The organism is Nocardia farcinica (assembly GCF_029867845.1).
In the GTDB taxonomy this organism is placed as follows: Bacteria; Actinomycetota; Actinomycetes; order Mycobacteriales; family Mycobacteriaceae; genus Nocardia; species Nocardia farcinica_A.
Genome location: NZ_JARWRU010000618.1, coordinates 1 through 11,288, shown reverse-complemented (window position 1 = coordinate 11,288; position 11,288 = coordinate 1). Strand labels below are relative to the sequence as shown.

The 11,288-nt window shown below is 71.2% G+C and carries 11 protein-coding genes; 5 read left to right on the top strand and 6 right to left on the bottom strand.

All coding sequences use genetic code 11. From position 1 onward, the window contains the following. On the bottom strand, positions 1 to 361 hold a 361-nt coding region (locus tag QH283_RS13625; RefSeq protein WP_432420724.1), incomplete at its 3' end, for a GNAT family N-acetyltransferase. A 19-nt stretch (positions 362 to 380) separates the two neighbouring features. Continuing rightward, positions 381 to 1,925 (bottom strand): malate dehydrogenase (quinone), encoded by a 1,545-nt coding sequence (gene mqo / locus QH283_RS13620; RefSeq protein ID WP_280503367.1) that lies wholly within the window; start codon positions 1,923 to 1,925, stop codon positions 381 to 383. Positions 1,926 to 2,206: 281 nt separating this feature from the next. Between mqo and QH283_RS13615 the strand changes: the two genes are divergently transcribed. After that, the gene (locus QH283_RS13615) at positions 2,207 to 3,259 is read left to right on the top strand and encodes an alpha/beta hydrolase (RefSeq protein WP_280503369.1); all 1,053 of its coding nucleotides are present in this window, start codon (positions 2,207 to 2,209) and stop codon (positions 3,257 to 3,259) included. A gap of 33 nt (positions 3,260 to 3,292) precedes the next feature. Here the strand turns inward: QH283_RS13615 and QH283_RS13610 are convergent, their stop codons facing one another. From QH283_RS13610 to map, 3 genes are read right to left on the bottom strand one after another with little or no spacing between them, the layout of a single operon-like run. Beyond that, entirely contained in the window at positions 3,293 to 3,856 is a 564-nt protein-coding gene (locus QH283_RS13610) for an alpha/beta hydrolase (protein ID WP_280503366.1), read from the bottom strand. A gap of 53 nt (positions 3,857 to 3,909) precedes the next feature. Continuing rightward, the gene (locus QH283_RS13605) at positions 3,910 to 5,457 is read right to left on the bottom strand and encodes a cobyric acid synthase (RefSeq protein ID WP_280503365.1); all 1,548 of its coding nucleotides are present in this window, start codon (positions 5,455 to 5,457) and stop codon (positions 3,910 to 3,912) included. Positions 5,458 to 5,485: 28 nt separating this feature from the next. Next, positions 5,486 to 6,352: a type I methionyl aminopeptidase gene (gene map, locus QH283_RS13600; RefSeq protein WP_280503364.1), complete on the bottom strand. Its 867-nt coding sequence runs from the start codon at positions 6,350 to 6,352 to the stop codon at positions 5,486 to 5,488. 264 nt (positions 6,353 to 6,616) lie between these two features. Here map and QH283_RS13595 point away from each other — a divergent pair, with 264 nt between their 5' ends. Beyond that, on the top strand, positions 6,617 to 7,627 hold the full coding sequence (locus QH283_RS13595) for an LLM class flavin-dependent oxidoreductase (RefSeq protein WP_280503363.1): 1,011 nt from the start codon (positions 6,617 to 6,619) through the stop codon (positions 7,625 to 7,627). 160 nt (positions 7,628 to 7,787) lie between these two features. After that, positions 7,788 to 8,402 carry a DUF4126 domain-containing protein gene (locus tag QH283_RS13590; RefSeq protein WP_280503368.1) on the top strand — a complete coding sequence of 205 codons (615 nt, stop codon included), beginning with the start codon at positions 7,788 to 7,790 and terminating at the stop codon, positions 8,400 to 8,402. 18 nt (positions 8,403 to 8,420) lie between these two features. Here QH283_RS13590 and QH283_RS13585 read toward each other — a convergent pair whose 3' ends face one another. After that, positions 8,421 to 8,936: a winged helix-turn-helix transcriptional regulator gene (locus tag QH283_RS13585; RefSeq protein WP_280503362.1), complete on the bottom strand. Its 516-nt coding sequence runs from the start codon at positions 8,934 to 8,936 to the stop codon at positions 8,421 to 8,423. Positions 8,937 to 9,012: 76 nt separating this feature from the next. Between QH283_RS13585 and QH283_RS13580 the strand changes: the two genes are divergently transcribed. Beyond that, entirely contained in the window at positions 9,013 to 9,855 is an 843-nt protein-coding gene (locus QH283_RS13580; RefSeq protein ID WP_280503361.1) for an acyl-CoA thioesterase, read from the top strand. A 14-nt stretch (positions 9,856 to 9,869) separates the two neighbouring features. Continuing rightward, on the top strand, positions 9,870 to 11,288 hold a 1,419-nt coding region (locus QH283_RS13575), incomplete at its 3' end, for an MFS transporter (RefSeq protein WP_280503360.1).

The window sequence follows — 11,288 nt, the reverse complement described above, 5'->3', positions numbered from 1 at the left end:
CCGGGTGGGGGGGGGGTCGCCCCCCCCCCGCCCCCCCCCCCCCCCGGCCCCGCGGGGCGGGGCGCGGGGGGGGGGTGCCGCGGGCCGCGGGGGGGCCCCCGGCGGTACAGAGGCGACCGATGCGGAAGGACTTCACGCCGTCCTCGTGCTCCTCGAGCAGGCGCAGCGTGCAGATGACCTCACCCTCGTCGTCGAGCCAGAAATGGCGCGTCTCCGGCAACAGGTCGAGCCCGTCGAGTTCCGGGTACGCGCACTTCTGTTCGACGACGAAGACTTCCACGCGAAGCTTCAACAGCTGGTACAGGGTGGCGGTGTCCAGATCCGCGGCCCAGGAACGCTTGAGCACAACCGTTGACATCATCGCGCTTTGCTATCACACCTCAGGCGCCGGGCGCGACCCCCACCGGCTGCGGCGTGTTCGCGGCGTGGGACGCGGTCGAGGACTCCGAGAGCCGAAGGGCCTTGTTGGTCCAATTCCAGACTTCGTGGAACAGGGCCTTGTCCTCCGAGAGCTTCACCCCGAGCGAGGGGATCATCTCGCGCAGCCGCGGGGTCCAGTCGGCGTACTCGCGCGGGAAGCACTTCTGCAGCACGTCGAGCATGGCGGTGACGCAGGTCGAGGCTCCCGGCGAGGCGCCGAGCAGGCCGGCGATGCTGCCGTCGCCCGCCGCGATGACCGCGGTGCCCAGCTCGAGCACGCCGCCGACGCCCTTGCGGCGGATGATCTGCACGCGCTGACCGGCGGTGATCAGCTCCCAGTCGTTGCCGTGCGCGCGCGGGACGAACTCCTCCAGGGTGACCACGCGCCCCGACTGCGACTTGAGCAGCTCGGAGACCAGGTACTTCACCAGCGACAGCTCGGTGACGCCGACGCCGAGCATCGGGGTCAGGTTGCTCGCCCGGATCGACTTGAACAGGTCGGCGTTGCTGCCGTCCTTGAGGAACTTCGGGGTCCAGCCCGCGTACGGGCCGAACAACAGGCCGGGCTTGCCGTTGATGACGCGGGTGTCCAGGTGCGGGACCGACATCGGCGGCGCGCCGACGGCGGCCTTGCCGTACACCTTGGCCTCGTGCTTGTCGATCAGCGCCGGGTTGGTGCAGCGCAGGAACTGGCCGCTGACCGGGAAGCCGGCGAAGCCCTTGATCTCCTTGATGCCGGCCTTCTGCAGCAGCGGCAGCGCGCCGCCGCCCGCGCCGACGAAGACGAACTTGGCCTGCACGGTGCGGGTCTGGCGGGTGCGCCGGTTGCGCACGGTGACCTTCCAGCTGCCGTCGCGCTGCTTGGTCAGGTTGCGCACCTCGTGGCCGAAGGCCAGGTCGGCGCCCACCGACCCCAGGTAGCCGAGCAGTTCCTTGGTCAGCGAGCCGAAGTCGATGTCGGTGCCGCCGTCGGTCCAGTTCAGCGCGACCGGCTCGGAGAAGTCACGCCCCCTGGCCATCAGCGGCAGGCGGCGGGCGAACTCGTCGGGGCTGTCGATGAACTCCATGCCCTCGAACAACGGATGCGGGGCCAGCGCGTCGTAGCGCCTGCGCAGATACTGCACGTCGTCGGCGCCGTGCACGAAGCTGACGTGCGGGATGGGGTTGATGAACCGCGACGGGTCGCCGAGGATGCCGTTCTCGGTGGCGTAGGCCCAGAACTGCCGCGAGACCTGGAAACGCTCGTTGATATCGATGGCCTTGGTCACATCGACGGAGCCGTCCGGCTTCTGCGGGCTGTAGTTGAGTTCGCACAGCGCCGAGTGACCGGTGCCCGCGTTGTTCCACGGGTCGCTGCTCTCCGCGGCGGCGGCGTCGAGGCGCTCGAACAGCGAGATCGACCACTCCGGCTGTAGCCGGCTGATGAGGGCACCGAGGGTGGCACTCATGATTCCGGCGCCGATGAGCACCACATCGGTCTTTTCAGTCATGGCAGCGTTCGGCACGGCTTGATCGACTTCCTTGTCACTTCTGGTGGCACGGCCGCGGGGTGGCCTGCCTTGGTTGTAGCGAGCCTGGCGTGACTCGGCGGAAAGAGGTTACCCGCCGTTCACCTGTACCCGATTGTGCACCTCATACCCTCGGATTCAGGCAACGGGACCTTCGAATGTGATAAATATTCCTCTCCCGTGGCTGGTCGCGGCGGGTCTGTTTTCACTTCCCTCGCTGGCTTAGATTGGTGGACGTGACCGATCGAAACGCAGCGGGCGTGTCCGACATCACCGAGGTGAATTCCGTCTCGCGGAAAGGCACGGCCCAGTGGCGGCCCGACGTGCTCGGTGACGGCTACCAGCAGCACACCATCGACCTCGGCCCCGACCCCGACGGTGAGGGCGAGATCGTGGCCACCCTGGTCCGGCACCTGCCCGACGCGGGCACCGAGACCGAGCAGACGGCCGACACCGCCGTGCTGTACGTGCACGGTTTCACCGACTACTTCTTCCAGCGCCACCTCGCCGAGCACTTCGCCGCGCGCGGGCACCGCTTCTACGCGCTCGACCTGCGCAAGTGCGGGCGCTCGCTACGTGCGGGGCAGAGCGCGCACTACGTGACCGACCTGGCTTTCTACGACGCCGAACTCGATGAGGCGCTGCGGCTGGTCAGGGCCGAGACCGGCGGGGCGAAGATGCTGCTGGTGGCGCACTCCACCGGCGGGCTGATCGTGCCGCTGTGGCTGGACCGGCTCAATCGCGCGCGCGGGGTGGCCGAGGCGGGCATCATCGGCCTGGTCCTCAACAGCCCGTGGTTCGACCTGCAGGGGCCGTCCTACTACCGGACCATCGGCACCCCCCTGATCGAATCGCTCGGCCGGCTGCGCGCGACCTCCCGGTTGCCCGGCGGCGGCATCAGCACCTACGGCGAGAGCCTGCACCGCTCGGTCGCCGGTGAATGGGACTACAACCTGGACTGGAAGCCGCTGTCGGGGGCGCCGGTGCGCTTCGGCTGGCTGCGCGCGATCCGGCGCGGTCACTTCCGGCTGCACCAGGGCCTCGACGTGGGGGTGCCCGCGCTGATCCTGCGCTCGAAGCTGACGAAATTCCTGCGCAAGTACGGCCCGGCCGCCGATGTGGCCGACACGGTGCTCGACGTCAAGCAGATCCAGCGCTGGTCGGGTTGCCTGGGTGATCGCACGAACATCGTGCCGATCGACGGCGCCCGCCACGACGTGTTCCTGTCGTCGGAACAGCCGAGGGCCAAGGCCTTCGCCGAGCTGGACCACTGGCTGGACTGGCTGGAGCAGTACCGGCGTTCCGAGCAGGACGAACTCGCCGAACGCTGAGACCACTCGCCCCGCAGGCGGCAGAGCGCGGACTCACCAGAGACTGGTGCGCAGCACGATCTCGGTGGCCAGCTCGTGCGCGGCTTCGGCGGCCACGTCGTCGGCCTCGACCTCGACCAGGCGGAACTCGCCGTAGACGTGGCGCCCCGACGCCTCGGCCGCGGCCCGGTCCAGACCCTTGGTGACCAGCACGGTCACCGGCAGTTCCAGCGGACGGCAGTCCGGGTCGGCGGGTGCGCCGCCCGGTCCTGGCACGGCCGGGTGCGGGCGGTCGGCGACCACCATGCTGATGTAGCGGCCGAACGGACCGGCACAGGTCCGCCAGGCCAGCTCGGCGCCCGCGCCGCGACCGGCCACGTGCGCGTAGGGCACGCCGAGCTCGTCCAGCAGGGCGGGCACGTCGGCCGGAGTCAGCCCCTCGACCGATTCGACGGCGAGAGTGCGCAGGTCGGAGGTGGTGAGCCGGGCGACGACCTCGTCGTAGGCGTCGGCCGGGTCGCCCGCGTCGGGCAGCAGCAGCACGGTGTGGCGGGTGTGCGGGCCGTCGACACGGACCGTGACGGTCCGCTCACCCAGCGTGATCCGGCGGGACTCCATGTCGGCACGGTACACCGCCGCGGCGGGCACGGGGCGGCCCGAGCGCCGGACGATCAGGCCCGGCCGACCGTCAGCACGGGCAGCCCCGGGGGAACACCGCCGGTCAGGATCGCCTCGAACGCGTCCTGGTCGAGATGGCGTTCCACGAGGTCGGCCAGCAGGTCGAGCTGGCCGGCGCGGACCGCGGCCACCGAGGTGCCCGGCGCGGGCACGAAGCCACGCCGCCCGGCGCGTTCGGCCACCTCGGCCAGCCAGGCGCGGCGGAACTCGTCGCTCTCCAGCAGCCCGTGCACATGGGTGCCCCAGGCCGCGCCCGCCACCGAGCCCTCCGGCGCGCCGTCCAGTTCCAGCCAGCCCGGATCGCCGGTGCGGGTCACCCGGCCGTGGTGGATCTCGTAGCCGTGCCAGGCCGTGGCCGAACGCCGGTCCTTCCCCTCGACCCGGCGCAGCAGCTTCGGCTCGGCGAACTCGATGTCCAGGTCGAACACGCCCAATCCCGCGACCTCGCCCGCGCCCGATTCCACCCCGTCCACGACGCGCCTGCCCAGCATCTGGTAACCGCCGCAGACCGCCAGCACCGGCCGCCCGCGCGCCACCCGCAGCCGCAGCGCGTCGCCGATGCCGCTGCGACGCAGCCACGCCAGATCCGAGACGGTGGACTTGCTGCCCGGCACCACCACCAGATCGGCATCGGCCAGGCGGGACGGCTCGCCCACCCAGCGCACCGCCACACCGGGCTCGCAGGCCAGCGCCTCCACATCGGTGGAATTGGAGATGCGCGGCAGCCGCACCGCCGCGACGGTCAGCCATTCCTCGCCGATCGGGGGCCGGGGACGGCCGACCGGGGCGTCGGCGACAGTGCCGAGCGAGTCCTCGGCGTCGAGCCACAGGTCCTCGGCGAAAGGCAGCACGCCGAGGGTCGGCCTGCCGGTCAGCGCCCTCAGCTGCTCCAGGCCCGGCCGCAGCAACTCGACGTCGCCGCGGAACTTGTTGACCACGAACCCCGCGATCAGGCGCTGGTCCTCCGGTTCGAGCACCGCCACGGTGCCGAACAGGTGCGCCAGCACCCCGCCGCGGTCGATGTCGCCGACCACCAGCACCGGCAGATCCGCCGCCCGCGCCAATCCCATGTTCGCCACATCGCTCGCGCGCAGATTGATCTCGGCGGGCGAGCCGGCGCCCTCGCAGATCACCACGTCGAATTCCGCGCGCAGCGAGGCCAACTCGTCGGCGACCAGCTGCCGCAGCGCGGTGCGGTGCCGGAAGTAGTCGGCCGCGCCGACGGTGTCGACCGCGCGACCGCGCACCACCAGCTGGGACCGCCGGTCGCTGCCCGGCTTGAGCAGGATCGGGTTGAAGCGCACGCTGGGTTCCAGCCCGCAGGCGCGCGCCTGCAACGCCTGGGCGCGGCCGATCTCTCCGCCGTCGAGGGTGACGACCGAGTTGTTCGACATGTTCTGCGCCTTGAACGGCGCCACCCGCACCCCGCGCCTGGCCAGCATGCGGCACAGCCCGGCCACCACCACGCTCTTGCCCGCGTCGGAGGTGGTGCCCGCGACCAGCAGCGCACCCCTCGTCGCGGCGCCGTTCGCCCGGCTCACCGCCGCACCACCTCGTCGCGGGCGGGCGTCACGGCAGGGTGAGGACTTCCGCGCCCGTCTCGGTGACGACGAGGGTGTGCTCGAACTGCGCGGTCCACTTGCGGTCCTTGGTGACCACGGTCCAGCCGTCGTCCCAGATCTCGTAGTCGATGCCGCCGAGGTTGATCATCGGCTCGATGGTGAAGGTCATGCCGGGTTCGATGACCGTCTCCACCGCGGGCTGGTCGTAGTGCAGCACGACCAGGCCGTTGTGGAAGGTGGGGCCGACGCCGTGGCCGGTGAAGTCGCGCACCACGCCGTAGCCGAACCGGTTGGCGTAGGACTCGATGATCCGGCCGATCACGTTCAGCGCCCGGCCCGGCTTCACCGCCTTGATCGCCCGGTTGGTGGCCTCCTCGGTGCGCTCGACCAGCAGGCGCACCTCCTCGTCGACGTCACCGGCCAGGAAGGTCTTGTTGGTGTCGCCGTGCACGCCGTGAATGTAGGCGGTCACGTCGATGTTGACGATGTCGCCGTCCTGGATCACGGTCGAGTCCGGGATGCCGTGGCAGATCACCTCGTTGAGCGAGGTGCAGCAGGACTTCTGGAACCCCTTGTAGCCCAGCGTCGACGGGTAGGCGCCGTGGTCGCACATGTACTCGTGGGCGATGCGGTCCAGCTCGTCGGTGGTGACGCCGGGTGCGACGGCCTTGCCCGCCTCCTCCAGCGCGCGGGCGGCGATCCGGCCCGCGATGCGCATCTTCTCGATGGTCTCCTGGGTCTGTACCCAGGGCTCGCCCTTCGCCTCCTTGGCGGTCTTCTTCCACGCGTACTCGGGACGTTCGATGGCGCGCGGCACCTCCCTGATCGGGGAGAGGGTGCCGGGTACCAAGGGCTGACGCGTGCGCACGGACATGGGATCAGCTTATCGGCCGCCCGCCGGGTTCCCGAGCGAGCCGTGGCCCCTCGGCGGCGATCATGCGACACCGCTCGGGACTTCGCGCGGGCTCCCGCCGCGCAGAACACGACGGCTGCCGCCGACGACGGGAACAACGCCTGGCCTGTTCACCACTGAGGCGCCCCCCGCGCACCGTCCCGCCGCGCCACAGGAATACCTCCGGTCCCCGAGCCGTTCACGAGAGTGGTTGACATAGAAACTTCCGAGGGATAGGACGTCGCCGTGGAACTGGGACTGACAACCTTCGCCGAGCGCTACCCCGTCGGCGACCGACCCGCCCCGACCGCCGCACAGCGCCTGCGCGAGGTGGTCGAGGAGGCGGTGGCCACCGAGGCCGCCGGACTCGACGTCTACGGCGTCGGGGAACACCACCGGGTCGATTTCGCCGCCTCGGCCCCGGCGGTGGTGCTGGCCGCCATCGCGGCCCGCACCGAGCGCATCCAGCTGACCAGCGCGGTCACCGTGCTCAGCTCCGCCGATCCGGTGCGCGCGTACCAGGAGTTCGCGACCGTGGACGCGCTGTCGAACGGCCGCGCCGAACTGATGGCAGGCCGCGGCTCGTTCACCGAGTCGTTCCCGCTGTTCGGCTACGACCTGGCCGACTACGACGAGTTGTTCGAGGAGAAGCTGGGCCTGCTGCTGCGGCTGCGCGAGGACGGCCCGGTCACCTGGTCGGGCAAGTTCCGGCCGCCGCTACGCCACACCATCGTCTACCCGAGGACCGAACACCGGCCGCTGCCGGTGTGGATCGCCGTGGGCGGCAGCCCGGAATCGGTGGTGCGGGCGGGCCTGCTCGGCCTGCCGCTGGCCATCGCGATCATCGGCGGCGAGCCCGCCCGGTTCAAGCCGCTGGTCGAGCTGTATCACCGCGCGCTGACCGAGGGCGGCCACGAGAGGCAGCCGGTCGCGGTGCATGCGCACGGCTACATCGCCGACACCGACGAGCAGGCGGTCGCGGAGTTCTACGACTCCTACGCCGTGGCGATGAACCGGCTCGGCCGCGAGCGCGGCTGGGGTCCGATGACCAGGGCGCACTTCGAGCAGTTGCGCGCCCCGCAGGGCTCGTTGTTCGTCGGCGACCCCGACCGGGTGGGCGAGAAGATCGAGGCCATCCGCGACACCCTCGGCCTCGACCGGTTCATGCTGCACACCAGCGTCGGCACCCTGCCGCACGAGCAGGTGCTGCACAGCATCGAACTGCTCGGCGCCAAGGTCGCCCCGCGACTGCGCTGATCCACCGCCCCGCGACTGCGCTGATCCACCGCCCCGCGACTGCGCTGATCCACCGCCCCGCGACTGCGCTGATCCGCCGCCGATCCGGTGATCACCGACGCGTCTCGCCCGTGATCACCGGTGATCGTCGGTGGCCCGACCTACCATCGCTGATGTGTCGATGCTTCCCCTGATCTTCACCGCGAGCTGGGCCAGCGGTATCAATGCCTACGCGGTGGCGCTGCTGCTCGGGCTGTTCGGGCTGACCGGCCTGTCGGACGAGATCCCGGAGGGGCTGCAACGCGCGGATGTGCTGATCGCGGCTGGCGTGCTGTTCGTGATCGAGTTGGTCGCCGACAAGATCCCGTACCTGGATTCGTTCTGGGACTCGATCCACACGGTGATCCGGCCCGCCTCGGGCGCGGTGGTGGCCGCGTTGATCGCGGGCTCCGACGAATCGCTGACCACGTTGCTGGCGGCGACGGTCGGCGGGACGACGGCGCTGGTCAGCCATCTGGTGAAGGCCGGGCTGCGGGCGGCGATCAACACCTCGCCGGAGCCCGCGAGCAATGTCGTGGTCAGCGCCGCGGAGGACTTCGGTGTCGCGGGTGTGGTCACGCTGGCGATCTTCTTCCCGGTGGCCGCGGCGATCATCGCGGCGCTGCTGCTGCTGTGCGGGATCTGGCTGGTGTATCTGCTGGCCAGCCGCATCCGGCGGTATCGGCGGCGTAGGCGGGAACGCCGGGCGGGCGCACGATTCGACGCCGCCGCGCACCGGCGCGATCCGGCTCGCTGACCGCCGCCACGGCAGGCGTCAGCGGCCTGCCGCCCGCTGCCCCTCGCCCGAATCCGCTCGCGCCGGTTCGGGAATCAGGTCCCGGCTCTTGGCTCCCGGGCCGTAGACCAGCTGTAGTTCGCCGCCTCGCACCCGTTCCCCGCAGGCCGAGCACATGGGTTCGATGGTGACGGTGTGCCCGCAGGTGGTGTGCACCGTCTCGATGGGCGGCCCGTCCGGCGCGGCCCAGCGGTCGCCCCACTGCCGCATGGCGGTGACCACCGTCCACAGCGACCTGCCCTTTTCGGTGGGCAGATAGTCGTATCGGACCGGATTGTGCTGGTAGGGCCGCTTCTCCAGCACTCCCTGCTCGACGAGGTGTTCGAGGCGCTGGTTGAGCACATTGCGGGCGATGCCGAGCCGGGAGCGGAACTCCTCGAAGCGCGTCACGCCGAACAGGACGTCGCGGATGATCAGCAGCGTCCACCACTCGCCCACCACCTCCAGGCACTGGGCCAGCGAGCAGTTCATGTCCTCGAAGCTCGTCCTGCGCATGCCCCCATCCTAGTCAGTTGCTTGAAACAACACAGTAAGTTGCTTGAAACAACTCGCTCGAGTTACCGTCAGTTTCATGATGCAACTCACTACGTCCTTCGCCGCGGCGTTCGACCTGACCGAAGTCGGCGCGCGACACTGGCGAGCCCGTATCGACGACTCCTGGCGGGGCTGGGCCGGACCGCACGGCGGGGTGCTCGCCGCCCTGACCGTCGAGGCGGCCCGCCGCACCGCGGGCGAGGACATCCCGGTGCGCGCCTGCGACCTGCACTTCCTCGGCAGACCCGGCCTCGGTGAACTCACCCTGCGGGCCGAGCACCACCCGGTGGGCCGCTCCAGCCATGTGGTCGAGGTGCGCATGGAACAGCAGGAGCAGACCGTCGCCGCGGCCACTGTCACCCTGGGCCGTGACGGCGAGTCCGCCGTACCGGCGCGCGGCGGGCGGCCCGCCCCCGACGTGGCGCGGCCCGAGACCAGCGCGCGGTTCCGGCTGCCGACCGAGATCGTGCCCGCGGCAGCGCATTTCGACATCAGACCGGTGGCCGGACCGCTGCCGCTGACCGGCTCCGACGAGGCCTCGATGACCGCGTGGATCGCGCTGACCGACACCGCACCGCCGGCCGACACAACACCGTCGACCGACACAACACTGCCGCTCGACCCCGTCACGCTGGCCGTGCTCGCCGACGCGCTGCCACCGGGCATCTTCCCCACGCTCACCGCGCCGATCGCGGTGCCGACGGTGAGCCTGTCGATGCACCTGCACACCCGCGAGTTCGACCGGGACTCCCCTTTCGCCCTGGTGCGCGCCGCCAACGCGGGCACCGCCTCGGGGTGGTCGATCGACGAGACCGACCTCTGGGACACGCGGGGCAGGCTGCTGGCCACCGCCCGCCAGAGCCGCCGGGTCCTCGGATGAGGGACGACGGCACCATGACGGAAACCGGCGCCGTGTTCCCGCACCCCACGCGCCCGGAAATCGGGACCACCGTCCCCGGCGAACGGCGGGCACGGGGCGACCACCGAGCCGTGCTCGCCGTCGTCTCCATCGGCGTCCTGCTCACCAGCCTCGCCCAGTTCATCGTCAATGTCGCGCTGCCACAGATGGCGCGCGATTTCGCCGTCGCCGACCTGTCGACGCTGTCGTGGGTGCTCAACGCCTACGCCGTCGCGTTCGCGGCGCTGCTGGTGCCCGCGGGGCGGCTCGGCGACCGCAACGGCAATCGCACCGCCTTCCTGGCCGGGCTGGTCGTGTTCGTGGCCGGGTCGGCGCTGTGCGGCGTGGCGTGGAATGTGGGCTCGCTGGTCGGTTTCCGGTTGGCGCAGGCGCTCGGGGCGGCGGTGCTCACGCCTACCTCGCTCGCCCTGATCCTGGCCGCCACCCCGCCCGACCGGCGGGCCGGCGCGGTGCGGCTGTGGGTGGCCTTCGCCGGGATCGGCGCCGCGCTCGGGCCGGTGCTCGGCGGTCTGCTCGTGGCGCTGGACTGGCGGTGGATCTTTCTGGTCAATGTGCCGATCGGCCTGATCGCCCTTGTACTCGGCGTGCGCCTGCTACCCGCCACCCGCGGATCGGGCGGGCCGCTGCCGGATCTGGCGGGCGCCGCGTTGTTCACCACGGCCGTGGCGGCGTTGATCCTCGGCCTGGTCAAGGGCCCGGACTGGGGGTGGGGCTCGGCGTGGACGCTCGGCTGCTTCGCCGCGGCGGTGCTGCTCGCGGCCGGGTTCGCCGTCTCCTCGGCGCGCCACCACAGCCCGATCCTCGACCCGGCGCTGCTGCGCGCGCCGAACTTCGCCCTCATGGCGGTGAACGCGGTGTTCTTCCAGGTCGCCTTCGCGGGCATGCTGCTCACCGTGGTGCTGCTCGGTCAGGACGTGTGGGGCTGGTCGGCGCTGCGGACCGGGCTGGCGATCGCGCCGGGACCGCTGGTGGTCCCGCTGGTGGCGATCCTGGCAGGCAGGCTCATCGCGCGGGTCGGAGCCGGTGCGGTGATCGCGGCGGGCGGCGTCGCCTTCGCGGCGGGTCTGCTGTGGTGGGCCGCCGCGGTGACCACCGAGCCCGATTACGTGGGCGCCCTCCTCGGCGGCATGCTCGTCACCGGTGTCGGGGTCGGCCTGACCCTGCCCACCTCGTTCGCGGCGGGCACCGGCGCGCTCTCGCCGCAGCAGTTCGCCACCGGATCGGCCGTGCTGAGCACGAGCAGGCAGATCGGCCTGGCGATCGGAGTCGCGGTCGTGGTGGCCGCACTCGGCACGCCCGCCGACGCGGCGGACACGCTGGCCGGCTTCCAACGCGGCTGGTACCTGACGGCGGCCGTCGCGGTGGCGGCCGGGGCGATCGGCCTGGGCCTGCGG

Coding starts and splice junctions, on each gene's coding strand:
- QH283_RS13590 (WP_280503368.1), top strand. CDS start 7,788: ATGCTTCCCCTGATCTTCACCGCGAGCTGGGCCAGCGGTATCAATGCC.
- map (WP_280503364.1), bottom strand. CDS start 6,352: ATGTCCGTGCGCACGCGTCAGCCCTTGGTACCCGGCACCCTCTCCCCG.
- QH283_RS13585 (WP_280503362.1), bottom strand. CDS start 8,936: ATGCGCAGGACGAGCTTCGAGGACATGAACTGCTCGCTGGCCCAGTGC.
- QH283_RS13580 (WP_280503361.1), top strand. CDS start 9,013: ATGATGCAACTCACTACGTCCTTCGCCGCGGCGTTCGACCTGACCGAA.
- QH283_RS13610 (WP_280503366.1), bottom strand. CDS start 3,856: ATGGAGTCCCGCCGGATCACGCTGGGTGAGCGGACCGTCACGGTCCGT.